Here is a 16,123-nt window from a genome sequence, read left to right as displayed (position 1 = left end):
TCGAGCAGGAAACCCAGACGTAATGTCCGGAAATCCCGATAGCAGGTTTTGAAATCGCCTGCCGTTCCAGTTCAATCCCAGTTTCTGGCCATACCAGAAACGGAAAAGGCCTATCAAAAGGCCGCGTATTGTATGCAACTGATCATCACAAGTAAACCTTGATCACCATTACATCCGTCGGACAGCAAGCCCCGCGAATACGTCGAGCCACAAAAGACAGGTATAAAACCCGGTGAATGCGACAGGTCTGCTGAAAACAGCAGACCAGAAGGAAATGAACACCAATGAATCAGGGCAAGCTGGCTTGCCCTGATTCTTCAGTACAGTCAGCGATTTTTGCAGCGCACCAGAAACTCGGCCAGATCCGGACCAAAGCGACGAACATGGGAACAGAAGGCCGGTAACAGGTTCCAGATCAGCCCTCGACGGGCACGGACAACATCGCCAGACAACAACATGGAGTTGATATCATCCATTTGCTCCAGCAAACGCTCATGATCCTGCATATGCGCTTCGGCTTGCGGATACCCGAAGCCCTGCATCATGGCGTCTTCTTCATGGCAATGTAAAAACACCTGCTCATGCAAATGCTCAAACCGGCTGCCAAAATCATCGTCGGATGATTCAAACGCCTGGCGCCACTCATTCAGCAAACGCCCAACCACACGATCCAGAACCGGATGACCCGTAGCTGTTCTGGAAACCGATTGTTCAAAGATGTCCCATTCAGCAACCGACACTAACGACACCATTACGAACTCCTTTTTATTGTTATTCAAGGTTCGTTGTACCGGTGCAAATCACCGGCACACCTGATCTTCTCTCAAGACTTCACATCCCTGAACGCCGTCGCACATTGGCAAATCCGGCAAAATCCCTGTGGCAGCTACCAAATCTAACAGTCGATAGCTTAGCTGTTATAAACGTCGACCAACTCTCCCAGCAGGAGACTCTCGACGATACACCAGCTGCAAGAGCTGTTTTTGTCGTGGCATTGATACGATTGATTGCAAACAACCCACTGATTCCTGCTGCGCGGAAGCAATATCCTTCAGAAAAGTACGGCTATAGAATCACAACCGTCCGACAATCCAAAAAGACAATACAGGACAACATAACTAACATCCGATAGATGCGTATGAAACACCAATTCACCATCATCAATACCGAATAGCAGACATAAAAAAACCGGCCAAAGCCGGTTTTTTTATTCATGCCAGCGGAACGTTATAATCAGTTCTGCTCGCACCAGGCACGGGCATTACGAAACATACGCATCCAGGCACCGTCTTCGCTCCAGTCTTCCGGACGCCAGGAGTTCTGGATCGCACGGAATACACGCTCAGGGTGCGGCATCATGATGGTGACACGGCCAGCGTTGGCAGTCAGACCAGTGATACCTTGCGGAGAACCGTTCGGGTTGAACGGGTAACGCTCGGTCACTTCACCGTAGTTGTCCACAAAACGCAGGGCGATCTGGTTACCCAGAGCTGCAACATCTGCTTCAGAAGCAAACTCGGCACGACCTTCACCGTGAGCGACAGCAATTGGCATACGGGAACCTTCCATACCCTGGAAGAACAGGGAATCGGATTCCTGAACCTCAACCATGGCAACACGAGCTTCGAACTGCTCACTCATGTTACGTACGAAGTGAGGCCAGTGCTGGGCACCCGGAATCAGCTCGTGCAGGTTGGACAGCATCTGACAGCCGTTACAGATACCCAGAGCAAAGGTGTCCTGACGCTCGAAGAACGCCTTGAACTGACCACGCGCCTGTTCGTTGAACAGAATCGACTTGGCCCAGCCTTCACCAGCACCCAGTACGTCACCGTAAGAGAAACCACCACAGGCCACCAGGCCGCGGAAGCTTTCCAGGGTTACACGACCAGTCAGAATGTCACTCATGTGAACGTCGATGGTAGTGAAACCGGCGCGATCAAAGGCGGCAGCCATTTCGATCTGACCGTTTACACCCTGTTCACGCACGATGGCTACTTTTGGACGGGCAGCCATACCAGCGGTGATGTCTTCGTTCTGATCGTAGGTCAGGTAAGCATGCAGACCCGGATCTTCGGCATCCAGCAGGTTATCGAATTCCTGACGGGCGCAGTCGGCGTTATCACGCAGAGACTGCATTTCGAAGCTGGTACGGGACCAGGTACGCTGCCAGTTGATACGGGATTCGCTCAGGAACTCTTCGTCCTGGAAGCTGAAAGTGATCTGGTTGTCGTCGTTAATACCACCAATCACCTGGGTGCAATCGCCCAGACCAGCGGCTTCGAACTGGGTCAATACATCTTCCAGATCGTCACGACGAACCTGGATAACCGCGCCCGGCTCTTCCGCGAACAGCGCAGCCGCCAGACCATCATGGTTTTCGGCCAGCAGGTCCATGCTGATATCCAGACCACAGTGAGAGGCAAACGCCATCTCGGCCAGAGTCACAAACAGACCACCGTCAGAACGGTCGTGGTAAGCCAGCAGTTTGTCATCAGCATTCAGACCCTGAATCACCGCAAAGAAGGCTTTCAGGTCTTCTGCGTCATCGAGGTCAGGAGTGACATCACCTACCTGCTGGTAAACCTGTGCCAGACAGGAAGCGCCCAGACGGTTCTGGCCACGACCGAGGTCGATCAGCAGCAGGTCAGTTTCACCTTCATCGAGGTGCAGTTGTGGAGTCAGCACCTTGCTGGCATCGGTCACTGGCGCAAAACCGGAAATGATCAGCGACATTGGTGCGGTCACCGCCTTGTCGACACCGGCATCGTTCCAGCGAGTCTTCATGGACATGGAGTCCTTGCCTACCGGAATGGTGACTTCCAGCTCAGGGCACAGCTCCATACCCACCGCTTTAACGGTTTCGTACAGCTTGGCATCTTCACCCGGATGGCCTGCAGCACACATCCAGTTGGCGGACAGTTTGATGTCGGCCAGCTTGGCAACCGGAGCCGCCGCCAGGTTGGTGATCGCTTCCGCAACCGCCAGACGACCAGAGGCCGGAGCGTTCAGCAGGGCCACCGGAGTACGCTCACCCATGGACATGGCTTCACCAGCCAGAGTGTCGTAAGAAGCAGTGGTTACGGCTACGTCAGCAACCGGCACCTGCCATGGACCAACAAACTGGTCACGCGCCACAGTACCGGTAATGGAACGGTCGCCAATGGTGATCAGGAACGACTTGCTGGCAACGGTTGGCAGACTCAGCACACGAGTGGCCGCTTCTTCCAGATTCACAGCAGCCGCGTTAAACGCCTGACCAGCCGCTTCATGGCTGCTGACATCACGGTGCATGCGCGGTGGTTTGCCCAGCAGAACCTGCAGAGGCAGATCAACCGGATTGTTACCGAAATGGCTATCGCTAACGGTCAGGTGTGGCTCTTCAGTGGCATAACCCACTACCGCATACGGAGCACGTTCACGGGCGCAAATCGCATCAAAACGCTCCAGATCTTCCTGCGGAACCGCCAGAACGTAACGTTCCTGGGATTCGTTGGACCAGATGGCCAGCGGGCTCATGCCTGGTTCGTCGTTTGGCACGTTACGCAGTTCGAACTTGCCGCCACGACCACCGTCGTTTACCAGCTCAGGGAATGCGTTGGAGATACCACCCGCACCCACGTCGTGGATAAAGGCGATCGGGTTCTGTTCACCCATTTGCCAGCAACGGTCGATCACTTCCTGGCAACGACGCTCCATTTCAGGGTTTTCACGCTGAACAGATGCGAAGTCGAGGTCAGCATTGGACTGACCGGAAGCCATAGAGGAAGCAGCACCACCACCCAGACCAATCTGCATGGCCGGACCACCCAGAACGATCAGGCAAGCGCCAACCGGAATTTCACCTTTCTGCACGTGTTCGTCACGGATGTTGCCGTAACCACCAGCAATCATGATTGGCTTGTGGTAACCACGGACTTCACCATCGTGTTGCAGTTCGAAGGTACGGAAGTAACCACACAGGTTCGGACGACCGAATTCGTTGTTGAACGCTGCACCACCCAGTGGGCCGTCGATCATGATGTCCAGAGCCGACACGATACGGTCAGGCTTGCCATACTGGCTTTCCCATGGCTGTTCGTAGCCCGGGATTTTCAGGTCAGATACGGTGAAACCGGTCAGACCGGCTTTTGGTTTGGAGCCACGACCGGTTGCGCCTTCGTCACGAATCTCACCACCAGAACCGGTAGCCGCACCGGAGAACGGGGCAATCGCAGTCGGGTGGTTGTGGGTTTCAACCTTCATCAGGATGTGCATGTCTTCCTGATGGTAGCTGTAGTCATTGCTGCCTGGATTCGGGAAGAAACGCCCGGTGTTGTGACCCGTGATCACGGCGGCGTTGTCTTTATAAGCAGACAGGATGTTTTCGTTGTAGCACTGGTAGGTGTTCTTGATCATCTGGAACAGGGACTTGTCCTGCTCCTGACCATCAATAGTCCAGCTGGCGTTGAAAATCTTGTGACGGCAGTGTTCAGAGTTAGCCTGGGCGAACATCATCAGCTCAACGTCAGTCGGGTTACGACCCAGAGCCTGATAGTTGGTGACCAGGTAATCCACTTCGTCTTCGGCCAGAGCCAGACCCAGCGCGCGGTCAGCTGCAACCAGAGCGTCACGACCACCGGCCAGAATATCCACAGTGGTCAGAGGTGCAGGCTCAGCGTGGCTGAACAGGGCAGCAGCAGCAGCGGTTTCGGTCAGAACGACTTCAACCATACGGTCATGCAGCAGAGCGGCAACGGCGTCACGCTGATCAGCGCTTACACCTTCAACAAAATAGACAATACCGCGCTCCAGACGACGGATTTTGTCCAGACCGCAGTTATGAGCAATATCAGTCGCCTTGGAGGACCATGGAGAGATGGTGCCAAAACGTGGAATCACCACGAACTGTTCACCAGCAGGCTGGTTCTGCACATCCGCTTTCGGGCCGTAACGCAGGATACGTTCGAGCACCAGACGTTCGTTGTCCGCCAGGGCAGCAGACAGATCAGCGAAGTGCACAAATTCGGCGTACACACCGCTCACTGCTGACAGCTGCTGTTGCAGCTTGCGCAGGATCTTCTGTTGACGGAATTCTGAAAGGGCCGGGGCGCCGCGCAGTTCAAGCATGGGTCTGGGACTCCAGGGTTGGGAGCGATAATCGGGGAAAAAATGACGCGGAATAATACTGGATCAGCGCCTTCCATACCAGTTCAAGGCGGAGGTGCCGGATCAGAGGTGGCAGGAATGCCCTGTCACTGACCGGACAATTGACCTCAGACACTTGCCAATTGCACAAATTATAACCAGCATCAGAATATCCACACGCCGTACAAGGATAGGATAACCAAAGCATCAGACCAGTAACGCCCTGTCATTTGCGAGGCAAGTTACTGAACGTATGTAAAAGAAAGCAGTCATTCATCAGTGTCAGAGCAAGGGACCCTCTGAATAACTCGGTGCCCGTTCTGGCTTATCGGGATGGTGATGAATCACGAAGCCGGTTTGATGGCATAGCGGGCTACGTCAAAAACCGGCGACACAGAGTCATCGCCATCCCGAAAGCCCCGAAGGGCGCGGGCTACAGCGCATTTGAGCGGTGTTGACGAACTTGCGCGGCCCGACTTGAAAAGGACCCGGCCAGGTTGGTTCGTCATTTCGCTGCGTTCGTCGCCTTGCTCACACGCACTGCAGCACTCGCGCAGAGCTGTGCAGAGTTATTCAGAGTGTCCCAAGGTGTGCATCTCACACAAGGAGCCCGCATGCGGATAAACGAGTACTTCTCTTACCGACGATTAGTGCCAAAATGGAAAACTTGTATTTCCAATGAAAATTCGATCAATCCCCTTACACCCGTCCAGCTTTGTGAACATAGTCCCAATACTTCATGTTTACTGGGCTTCAAGACGGTACTCCCCCACATTTCAGGCACACAATTTGCGGCACTTGCTGCCAATTTACTGGTTAATAACCACACAACTTCACAGGACTCAGATTGTTATTTGTACAAGCCTCGGGCTAGAATGCAAAGACGGCCCAAATTGTGCACTATTTTGGTGCAATACGGAGAATCGCCATGCTGACAAAATCAGTAAAACTGATATGCAGTCTCGCGACGGTTCTGGTGTGTCTGACCTCTGTCACCGGCAGTGTCCGACCCAGTCAACTTGAGCAGATTCGCATGCAGGGTGCTATCACGATTGTTACCCGCAACAGTCCGACCACCTACTTTGAAGACCGATCCGGTACTACCGGATACGAATATGAACTGGCCAAGGCCTATGCCGATTTCCTCGGCGTTGATCTGCGCATCGTAGTGGCCAACAGTACGAACGAAGTGTTTGATATTCTGGAAAACGGCAAGGCCGACCTGGCTGCTGCCGGATTGACCAAAACCGCTGAACGAGAACGCGATTACCGATTCAGTGAGCCCTATCAGGAAGTCAGCGAACAACTGGTTTATCGTCGCAACAGCGACAAGAAACCAGGAACCCTGGCCGACCTGCCGGGCAAGAACCTGGTAGTAACCTCTGGCTCCAGCCATTCGGAAACCCTGCGTAATACCCAGGCCGAACAGGTGCCCGAACTGAGCTGGAGTGAGTCTGCTGATCTCGATACCACTGACCTGCTACAAATGGTGTCAGATGGTGAAATCGACTACACCGTAGTGGATTCCAACGAATACAGCATGGTGAAGGCCTACTTCCCAAATGTGGCAGTGGCATTCAATCTGCGTGACAACATGCCGATGGCCTGGGCTTTCCCTCACAAGCGTGATGCAAGCCTGTACCAGTCAGCGATGGATTTTTTCCAGAATCGCCAGACCCGTAATACTCTCGCCAATCTTAACGAGCGTTATTACGGACACGTCGACGAACTGGATTACACCGGTGCCAAACACTTTTCCAAGGTCAGCAATCGCAAGCTGAACCAATACAAGAAGCTGTTTATCACCTACGGCAACAAACAGGGCTTCGATTGGCGCTTGCTGGCAGCCATCGGTTATCAGGAAAGTAATTGGGACCCGCAAGCCACCAGCAAGACCGGTGTACGCGGCCTCATGATGCTGACCCAGCAAACCGCGGAATACCTGGGTGTTACCGATCGCCTGAACCCGGAACAAAGCATCCGTGGTGGTGCCCGTTATCTGGCAGAGATTCGCGATAAGTTCGACAGTCAGGTCAAGGAGCCAGATCGCTCATGGCTGGCACTGGCCGCTTACAACGTGGGTTTTGGTCATCTGCAGGATGCCCGCCGACTGGCGTATGAAATGGGAGGTAATCCCAATCTGTGGCGTGACGTAAAGGAAACCTTGCCGCTGCTGAGCCAGCGTCGTTACTTCCGTAATTCCCGACATGGATACGCTCAGGGCCAACATGCCGTCGATTACGTTCAGAACATTCGTCGTTATTACGACGTACTCGTCTGGAACGATGAACAGTCGGTACAACAGGTTGCCATTCGCCAGAACGGTGGGGAAGACCTGGTGAGCTCAGGCTCCGGTATTACCGTTGTACCTCCCCTGCTCTGATCATCTGCATCAGAGCGGCAGCGCGCGGCTCATTGACCGTCCGCTGCCGATTCCTTCCCCCCATCTTTTGCCAACTCCCGCAATCGCTTTTTAGCCTCACGGCGACGGGCAAAAAACTCCGTCAGAATACGGCTGCATTCCTGCTCCCTCACACCGGAAGTAGTGACAAAACTGTGGTTAAACACACCGGTTAATGGCAACTGCAAGGCACTGACAATCGCGCCCGCTTTAGGCTCGTTAGCCCCGTAAACCAGACGCTCAATACGACTGTGCATCAACACTCCGGTACACATGGTGCAGGGTTCGAGGGTTACGTACAGGGTGCACCCCGTCAGACGATAATTGCCAATCTGGCGTGCAGCGTCCCGCACCGCCATCATCTCGGCATGGGCAGATGGGTCCAGACTGCCAATCGGGCAATTCGCCCCCAGGCCGACCACCAGCCCTTCACGAACCACAACCGCTCCAACCGGTACTTCACCCTGATCACCGGCCAGTTGTGCCAGCGCCAGAGCCATATCCATCGCCTGTTCGTCGCTTGTAACCGACTGACCATACCAATCGGGCAAGATTGCTACCGAGGACATACTCCTCAGCCACCGGACTTGCGAACAGTAAAACCGCGTTTGGTCAGCTCGGCAGCCAGCAAATCACGCTGATCCCCCTGAATTTCGATGATGCCATCTTTCAAAGCACCACCAACGCCACACTTCTGTTTCAATTCCTTGGCGAGGGTTTTCAACTCAGGGCCAACCAATGGCACGCCCGTTACCAGAGTAACGACTTTACCACCACGGCCTTTGCTTTCACGGGATACACGGACAATACCGTCACCGGCCGGAACCTGAGGTTCGCCACAACGGCATTCATTGATGGGTTGACTGCACTCCGGACAGGCGCGTCCGAATTCGGTTGAATATACAAGACCACCGGATTTGTTCTGTTTTGCCATCCGACTTACTCCCGGGCTATCACAAAGGCGCTCACACTAATGCAAGCCGGGACGGAGGGCAAACCAGCGCTTATCCCACAAACGGCAACAACAGGATTACGCTGGTTCCCTTGCCTTTTTCACTCTCGATTTCAAGGCTGCCGCCATGGTTGGCCATGATGTTATACGCCACCGTCAGCCCCAGACCGGTGCCCTTGCCAATTTCCTTACGGGTAAAAAACGGATTGATCGCACAGCTCAGGTCTTCAGGTGACATCCCCATACCTGAGTCCTTCACCACAATACGAATGCCATCGGCTACTTCCTCCGCAGCCACTTCGATTCGCCCGTTTCCAACAATGGCTTCCTGAGCGTTGTGAAGGATGTTGCGGAACACCAGACGGAGCTGGCCGGGAATGGCATCCACCGTCGGTAAACCTTCCATATAGGTATCCAGCCGGATGTTATCAACAGCATCCAGACGCAACTCGGCGACCGCCTGACGCATCAGCTCCGCCAGATTCACCGCCACCTTGGCCTGCCCTTCACAGTCGGCAAAGGTACGCAGTTCACTGACGATATTACGAACACGCTCAAGGCTTTGCTGGGAGGTTTGCACCAGCTCCGGCGCGTCGTCACGCACAAACTCGATATCGATGGCACGACGCATGGTTTCCAGCGATTGACGTATCGCAGCGTCCGCAATATCAGCCTCTACAGCCTGATATTGCTCGGCCAGTTCGATCAGCTCGGTCAGGTATTCACTGAGAGTAGCGATATTGCTGTACACAACCGCCACCGGATTATTGATCTCATGGGCAATCCCCGCCGCCAGATGGCCTAATGAGGCCATGCGCTGCGCCTGCAGCAACATTCGCTGGGTGCGCTGGAGTTCATTCAGGCTGTTTTGCAGACGCGAGTTACTGTCGCGTAATTCCTGGGTGCGAGCTTTTACTTTTTCTTCCAGTTTGTCGTTCAGATAATGAGCTTTCTGCTCTGCTTCACGCCGTTGCACCATCTCGCTGTCAATGGCTTGCAGCAGGCTGTTGATCTTGGCTACCAGCTCGTCGAATTCATGCAACTGCAGATTGGCCTCCAGCTTGGTATTCAGACTGGAAGCAGGGTCCAGCTGGCGGATATGTTCGGTCAGTTCCTTGATTGGACGCGTCAGGCGTTCTCGCAATACCACAATCAGTACCAGCGCCAGAAACGCGTTACGAGCAACTTCTATAGCAGCCGTTACCAATGCCCGCTCGCGAAATCCCTGGTGAATACGATTAGTATCCAGCCACAGCTTCAAAACCCCACTCTGGACCTCTGCTCCGCTCATTGGATCAATCGTAATCACGGGTACCTCCTGCTCTTCAAATAACAGCTGCCGCCGCTGATCTGCGGTCTGCCCGCCGCTCAGTTCGTAACCGGATGTGGAATCATGAATGGTTACCGCGACCACGGCAGGGTTGAGTAACAACCCTTCAAAAATCGCCTCAATCGCTTCGGTATGGTACTGCTGCAACGCCAGACCGAGCTGACGACTCTGATAGGCCAGCTGGTTATCCAGCTGCTGGTGAAAGCGCTCGTGATCATCAACGTAATCCTTACGAATCTGCACACCACTGAACAGCACCCCAACCAGGATACTGAACAGCAAGACATAAATGGTCAGCTTGCTTTCGACGGATGTGAATCGGGTACCCAAGGTGGCATCAACTCTCCATTAGTGATTCCACCAGTATAGACAGCACTGCCAGGACCGCTGGTTAAAATACCGGTAATGCCGAACGATCAATCACCTTGCGCATGACAAAGCTGGAATGCACACCACTGACGCCTTCAATACGGGTAAGGGTGCCCAGCAGAAAATGCTGATAGTCTTCCATGTCACGAACGATAATTTTCAGCACATAGTCTGCCGACTGGCCGGTAATCAGATAACACTCCAGCACTTCGGGACACTGGGCGACCTGGCTTTCAAATGCCTCGAAACGCTCCGGGGTGTGTTTATCCATACTGATATTCACCAGCGCCAACAGATCCAGCCCCAGCTTGCGAGCATTCAGATGGGCCCGATAGCCTTCTATTAACCCCATATCCTGCAGCGCCTTGATCCGCCGAGAACAGGGAGACGGCGATAACCCTACATTTTCCGCCAACTCCAGATTACTCAGCGAACCGTCCTGCTGTAACAAATCCAGCAGCCGACGATCAGTACGATCCAGTTCTGGCAATGGCTCGCGCACACGTGGCGCACGAAAATGGCTGTTTTGGTTGTTATTCGGCACAAGAATGCCCTCAGTGAAAACCGGATAGATATTTATTGCACAAATTAAAACTTACACGCAATTAATAACCCTAAAATCCTTCAAATACTGGCAACTTTGCAACCATTCACCCCAACAGTGGCGATAGACTGTATCTGTCGTCAATGATGCAAACAGGAAATCGCCATGACCACCCATCGCTACAGCAATCCACGTTTCAACCCGGCCCGTTACCGCCGTTTTGAAGTGATCAACAAACGCGACCGCCGCTGGCCAGACCAGCAGATCCAGGTTGCGCCGCTGTGGTGCTCTGTGGACCTGCGTGATGGTAACCAGGCTCTGATCGAACCAATGTCCGTTGCCCAGAAACAGGCCATGTGGGGTTTGCTGGTAAAAATGGGCTTCAAGCAGATTGAAGTCGGCTTCCCTTCCGCTTCCCAGCCGGATTTTGACTTCGTGCGCTGGTTGATCGAAGCCAACCAGATTCCGGCCGATGTCACTATTCAGGTACTGGTGCAGGCACGTGACGAACTGATTGAACGTACTTACGAAGCGTTGGAAGGTGTTCCGCGTGCCATCGTGCACGTGTACAACTCCACCTCTCCGACCCAGCGTGAAAAAGTATTCGGCCTCGACAAAGCCGGTATTATTGCCGTCGCTCGTAAAGGTGCAGCCAAGGTAAAAGCCGAAGCAGAAAAACACCCGGAAACCCAATGGACCTTCCAGTACTCACCGGAAAGTTTCTCTGGCACCGAAGTGGACTTCGCAGTTGAAGTCTGTGATGCCGTGATCGACGTATGGCAACCAACTCCGGACAACAAGGCCATTATCAACTTGCCGGCCACCGTTGAATCCGCGATGCCAAACGTCTTCGCCGACCAGATCGAACTGTTCTGCGATACCGTGAAAAAACGCGACAGCATCCTGATCAGCATTCACACCCACAATGACCGTGGTTGTGGTGTAGCCGCGGCCGAAATGGCCATCTTGGCCGGTGCCGACCGCATTGAAGGCACCTTGCTGGGCAACGGCGAACGTACCGGCAACATGGACATCGTCACCATGGCCATGAACATGTACAGCCAGGGCATTGATCCGGAACTCGACATCAGCATCGCCGACGAAATCATCGCTACTGTAGAAAGCTGCACGGCCATCAAGACCCACCCACGTCATCCTTGGGTTGGTGAACTGGTTTACACCGCGTTCTCTGGCAGCCACCAGGATGCTATCCGCAAGTGTCTGGCCGTACAGAAAGATGAAGCCTACTGGGATGTGGCCTACCTGCCAATCGACCCACAGGATATTGGCCGCAACTACCAGTCTGTGATTCGTGTAAACAGCCAGTCAGGTAAAGGTGGTGCGTCTTACCTGCTCGAACAGGCCATGGGTGTAACCTTGCCACGCTGGGTACAGATTGAACTGGCGCAACCGGTGCAGAAACAGGCCGAGCAGCAGGAAGGCGAATTGTCGACTGAAGACATCGTGCGGGTATTCCGCAAGAACTTCATGACCAGCCATGGCCAGTTGCAGCTCGACAGCTACCAGATCGACAGCCACGGTGGTGAACACCGCGTGCAAGCCGGTCTGAACGATGGCAGCAATATCCGTCTGGTACACGGCCACGGTAACGGTGCACTCAGCGCCTTCACCGATGCCTTGCACAAGGCGCTGGGTATCACCGTACAGGTGGTTCAGTTTGACGAGCAGGCGGTTTCCGAAGGCTCCGATGCCCAGGCGATTGCCTTTATTCAGGCAAACATCAATGGTCAGCGTTTCACCGCGGCCGCGCAGGATGAAGACACCTTGAGTGCCAGCATGAATGCCATCCTCGCAGTTGTAAATCAGGCATTGGAACAGCAAGCCGCTGTCGCCTGATTAACCCATCCAGCCAATCCACCGCCTTCCGGCAGATTGGCTGAAAATGGCTCTGTGGTAAAAACAGGGCCATTTTCTCTTAATGAGCCCCGCATTAACCCCTACCATAAGACTATCTGTTTTAAGTCTTTTACAACTTAAGTAGGTACTCGTATCTCATTATAAAGCGTTAGCATCTGGCGCGTTTTGACACAACACAAACGTTCAGTATTTACGCTCCTACGGAACCCCGTACCATGACTCAAAGTTCACGCATGCTCTGCCCTGCCCTTCAGGATCTCCTGATGAGTGCAGAAGCCGCCGCCCAGCTTATTCCTAACGGCTGTACCGTTGGTATGAGTGGTTTTACTGGTGCGGGATATCCAAAAGCAGTACCAAAAGCACTGGCCAGCCGCATCGAAAAACTGAATGAAGTCGGTGAACGTTTCAAGATCAACATCTGGACCGGTGCATCTACCGCTCCGGAACTCGACGGTGAACTGGCCAAGGTGGACGGCATTAACATGCGTTTGCCATTCCAGTCTGACCCGATCTGCCGCGCCAAGATCAACGACGGCACCATGGACTACATCGACATTCACCTGTCGGAAGTATCCCAGTACGCCTGGTCTGGCTTCCTAGGCAAGATGAACATTGCCCTGGTTGAAGTCAGCGGCATTCTGGAAGATGGTCGTCTGATTCCATCATCTGCTATTGGTAACAACAAAACCTGGTTGGAACAGGCTGACCACATCATCCTGGAAGTCAACAGCGGTCAGAGTAGTGGCCTGGAAGGCATGCACGACGTGTACTACGGCACTGCCTTACCACCAAACCGCAAACCAATCATGATTACCAATCCAACTGACCGTATTGGTGAAAAATACCTGCAGTGCGACCTGAGCAAGGTGATTGCCGTTGTTGAAACCAACGCGCCAGACCGCAACTCCCCCTTCAGCGCTCCGGATGAAGTATCACACCGCATCGCTGGCCACATCCTTGATTTCTTCAAGCGTGAAATCGAAATCGGCCGCCTGCCACCCGAACTGCTGCCAATCCAGTCTGGTGTAGGCAACATTCCAAACGCCGTACTGGAAGGTCTGGATGCAGGTCCTTTCCGTAACCTGACCGGTTTCACCGAAGTCATTCAGGACGGCATGCTGAAAATGCTGAAGTCCGGCACCATGACTGCCGTGTCTTCTACTGCATTCTCCCTGAGCCCGGCGGCCATGCAGGAACTGAACGACAACATCGATTTCTACCGTGAACGCATCATCCTGCGTCAGCAAGATATCAGTAACCACCCTGAGCTGATCCGTCGTCTGGGTGTTATTGCCATGAACGGTCTGATCGAAGCGGATATTTACGGCAACGTAAACTCTACCCACATTATGGGTAGCCGCATGATGAACGGTATCGGTGGTTCTGGTGACTTCGCGCGTAACGGTTACCTGTCGATCTTCGTAACCCCGTCTACTGCCAAAAACGGCACCATTTCTGCGATTGTTCCGATGGTTTCCCACGTGGACCACACCGAACACGACGTCAAAGTAGTGGTAACCGAATATGGTCTGGCTGACCTGCGTGGCCTGTCTCCACGTCAGCGCGCTCTGAAGATCATCAACAACTGCGCGCACCCGGACTTCCGTCCACGCCTGCTCGACTACTTCGAGCGCGCTTGCGCCAGTGGCCGTGGCATGCACACTCCGCACCTGCTGGGCGAAGCTCTGAGCTGGCACCAGCGTTACGAAGAAACCGGCAAGATGTAATCAAACCGGTTCCGGCCGCGCGTATAACACCGCGGCTGGAATATTCTGGCTGGCAAACCATGCCAGCCAGGATTTCTGATTCGCCTGTAATTGATCTCCAGGCCCTTTCACTTCCAGTAACTGGTAACCGCCATCCGGTTCCAGAATCAGCAAATCCGGCAACCCTGAACGATGTGCTTTCGGGTCCTGCCAGATAAACTCAAACATGGCTCGCCAGTGTTCAAGCGGTATACGCTTCAGAACCGTTTCGAACCAACCCTGCTCCAGACCTGCCGCCACAAACTCCCAATACACAAACGGGTTTTGTATACCCATCTTGTCGATAGCCCGTTGCTGAACACGGTCGATCCAGACACCGCTGTCGAGGTCCGCCTCTATTTCCTGCAACCATAACTGGCGCCTGGTCAGAAAATCCGGCTCATACAGATCATCGGGGCGATACTGGAACGGGTGAAAAAAAGCGCCTTCAACCGCCGCGAATAACAACGGCCAGTACAATAAACCAAACACCGAAACAATCAGTGCGTTTTCGACATAGATTCCTGGCCTGCCCTGCTCCGCCAATAAATCCAACACCGCCTGCTCAACCCGAGGCCAACGCTGTTTCCAGTCAGTCGGCAAGTTTAAAAACTGTTCTGCGGGTAACGCCGCTGCCTGATACCAGTCGATCACACCGGATGTTTGCAAACGTTGACGATCCAGTTTGCCGAGCTGCTTGCCCAATCGAGGCACAAAGCCTTGCAGGAATTGCCATTCATCTTCGGAGTAACTGTTAAACCAGGCAGCTCGGCACTCCGCCAGCGCTTGCCACGGATCACGAATCGCCAGCAGACGAATACGCCGTTCGCGTGCCGGATGGCATTCGCAACTCTGATACCAGTCCAGCGCCAGTTCCGGCAAAGCCAGACGCTCGGCCTGTCGCGCCAACCGTGTCACCATACGCATCCAGCGCCGCTGCAACCATTCATCATCAACCACTCGTTCGCGAATATCCTGCAGCGCATTCCATCGCAGCTGCAAGGCATCGGCATCAGCGGCTTTTAGCCAGTCATCATCGGGAGACAGATGAAACAACGCCCGATGGGCATCCAACTGAGTACGACTGTGAAATGGACACAGGCTTGCATCCAACGGCAAATCTTCATAACGAGCGAGGCCAAGATCCCGCAAAACAAACTCGGTGAGGCTTTGCTGCAAATTGCCAAAGTACAGTAGCAACAGGGTTTCCAGCCATTGTGAGCAGTCACTTACCAGCTGCCACCAGAGAGCCGTCTGTAAATCACAGCGCTGTAATTGCCCGGCCGTCAGTGCCTGTTTGCAGATCTCATCCAGCTGCTCACGGCGCCAGCTTTTCAGCTTGCTGCGACTAACACCCGTTATTCCAACCAGCTGATCCCCCCAGGCTTGCAGTAACTCGTCGCGGTTGTACAGGGCCAGCCATTCATCCACGCCCACCAGATCGTTCAGTTCAGCACGAGCGGTAATAACCCGCACCCAGCCTGCCGACACCAGCTCGGCCACTGGCTCTATCAGATCGGGTAATTCAGCCCAAGCCAGTCGTTCAGAACGGAACAGATTGCCTTTGCGGGTCAGCAGACGCACCAGCAAGGCCAGCGCCTGCGGTGATAACAGCAGAGCCATCGAAGTGAGTTGGCGCTCACGCTCCGTCTGGAGTTCAGCAGGTAATAAACCGGCACGATCCAGCAGTTGCTGGAAGTTATCGCGGTAATAAAAAGGCGGGAGAGTGATGGTATTCATGACCACACACTAGCAGAGGGCAGCGCCTCACGACCAG

10 protein-coding genes are annotated in these 16,123 nt (G+C 54.0%); 3 read left to right on the top strand and 7 right to left on the bottom strand.

What is annotated here, in order from left to right; all coding sequences use genetic code 11:
- Nucleotides 1–326: 326 nt before the first annotated feature.
- Nucleotides 327–779 carry a hypothetical protein gene (locus tag OUO13_RS17520; RefSeq protein WP_283175196.1) on the bottom strand — a complete coding sequence of 151 codons (453 nt, stop codon included), beginning with the start codon at nucleotides 777–779 and terminating at the stop codon, nucleotides 327–329.
- A gap of 454 nt (nucleotides 780–1,233) precedes the next feature.
- Nucleotides 1,234–5,109 carry a phosphoribosylformylglycinamidine synthase gene (purL, locus tag OUO13_RS17515; protein ID WP_283175195.1) on the bottom strand — a complete coding sequence of 1,292 codons (3,876 nt, stop codon included), beginning with the start codon at nucleotides 5,107–5,109 and terminating at the stop codon, nucleotides 1,234–1,236.
- Nucleotides 5,110–6,055: 946 nt separating this feature from the next.
- Here purL and mltF point away from each other — a divergent pair.
- Complete coding sequence (mltF, locus tag OUO13_RS17510; RefSeq protein WP_283175194.1) at nucleotides 6,056–7,510, top strand: membrane-bound lytic murein transglycosylase MltF; 1,455 nt, start codon at nucleotides 6,056–6,058, stop codon at nucleotides 7,508–7,510.
- Nucleotides 7,511–7,539: 29 nt separating this feature from the next.
- Here mltF and tadA read toward each other — a convergent pair whose 3' ends face one another.
- From tadA to OUO13_RS17490, 4 genes are all read right to left on the bottom strand, one after another.
- On the bottom strand, nucleotides 7,540–8,097 hold the full coding sequence (gene tadA, locus OUO13_RS17505) for a tRNA adenosine(34) deaminase TadA (protein ID WP_283175193.1): 558 nt from the start codon (nucleotides 8,095–8,097) through the stop codon (nucleotides 7,540–7,542).
- A gap of 5 nt (nucleotides 8,098–8,102) precedes the next feature.
- Complete coding sequence (locus tag OUO13_RS17500) at nucleotides 8,103–8,462, bottom strand: translation initiation factor Sui1 (RefSeq protein WP_283175192.1); 360 nt, start codon at nucleotides 8,460–8,462, stop codon at nucleotides 8,103–8,105.
- Nucleotides 8,463–8,532: 70 nt separating this feature from the next.
- Nucleotides 8,533–10,140 carry a sensor histidine kinase gene (locus OUO13_RS17495; protein WP_283175191.1) on the bottom strand — a complete coding sequence of 536 codons (1,608 nt, stop codon included), beginning with the start codon at nucleotides 10,138–10,140 and terminating at the stop codon, nucleotides 8,533–8,535.
- 61 nt (nucleotides 10,141–10,201) lie between these two features.
- Nucleotides 10,202–10,723 (bottom strand): Lrp/AsnC family transcriptional regulator, encoded by a 522-nt coding sequence (locus OUO13_RS17490; RefSeq protein WP_283175190.1) that lies wholly within the window; start codon nucleotides 10,721–10,723, stop codon nucleotides 10,202–10,204.
- 165 nt (nucleotides 10,724–10,888) lie between these two features.
- On the opposite strand from OUO13_RS17490, the gene OUO13_RS17485 reads away from it, so the two are divergent.
- Both OUO13_RS17485 and scpC read left to right on the top strand, forming a co-directional pair.
- Nucleotides 10,889–12,580 carry a 2-isopropylmalate synthase gene (locus OUO13_RS17485; protein WP_283175189.1) on the top strand — a complete coding sequence of 564 codons (1,692 nt, stop codon included), beginning with the start codon at nucleotides 10,889–10,891 and terminating at the stop codon, nucleotides 12,578–12,580.
- Nucleotides 12,581–12,816: 236 nt separating this feature from the next.
- On the top strand, nucleotides 12,817–14,328 hold the full coding sequence (scpC, locus tag OUO13_RS17480; protein WP_487362618.1) for a succinyl-CoA:acetate CoA-transferase ScpC: 1,512 nt from the start codon (nucleotides 12,817–12,819) through the stop codon (nucleotides 14,326–14,328).
- Here the strand turns inward: scpC and OUO13_RS17475 are convergent, their stop codons facing one another.
- The gene (locus tag OUO13_RS17475; RefSeq protein ID WP_283175187.1) at nucleotides 14,329–16,086 is read right to left on the bottom strand and encodes a VRR-NUC domain-containing protein; all 1,758 of its coding nucleotides are present in this window, start codon (nucleotides 16,084–16,086) and stop codon (nucleotides 14,329–14,331) included.
- Between the last annotated feature and the right edge of the window lie 37 nt (nucleotides 16,087–16,123).

The sequence above is a fragment of the Parathalassolituus penaei genome, assembly GCF_026626885.1.
Classification (GTDB): domain Bacteria; phylum Pseudomonadota; class Gammaproteobacteria; order Pseudomonadales; family Oceanobacteraceae; genus Oceanobacter; species Oceanobacter penaei.
Note: the sequence above shows the minus strand (reverse complement) of the source record. Positions and strands in the feature narration are given on the sequence as shown.

Bases quoted from the DNA above. Each gene is read 5' to 3' on its own strand.
- purL (WP_283175195.1), bottom strand. From the start codon at position 5,109: ATGCTTGAACTGCGCGGCGCCCCGGCCCTTTCAGAATTCCGTCAACAG.
- OUO13_RS17475 (WP_283175187.1), bottom strand. From the start codon at position 16,086: ATGAATACCATCACTCTCCCGCCTTTTTATTACCGCGATAACTTCCAG.
- tadA (WP_283175193.1), bottom strand. From the start codon at position 8,097: ATGTCCTCGGTAGCAATCTTGCCCGATTGGTATGGTCAGTCGGTTACA.
- OUO13_RS17485 (WP_283175189.1), top strand. From the start codon at position 10,889: ATGACCACCCATCGCTACAGCAATCCACGTTTCAACCCGGCCCGTTAC.
- scpC (WP_487362618.1), top strand. From the start codon at position 12,817: ATGACTCAAAGTTCACGCATGCTCTGCCCTGCCCTTCAGGATCTCCTG.
- mltF (WP_283175194.1), top strand. From the start codon at position 6,056: ATGCTGACAAAATCAGTAAAACTGATATGCAGTCTCGCGACGGTTCTG.
- OUO13_RS17500 (WP_283175192.1), bottom strand. From the start codon at position 8,462: ATGGCAAAACAGAACAAATCCGGTGGTCTTGTATATTCAACCGAATTC.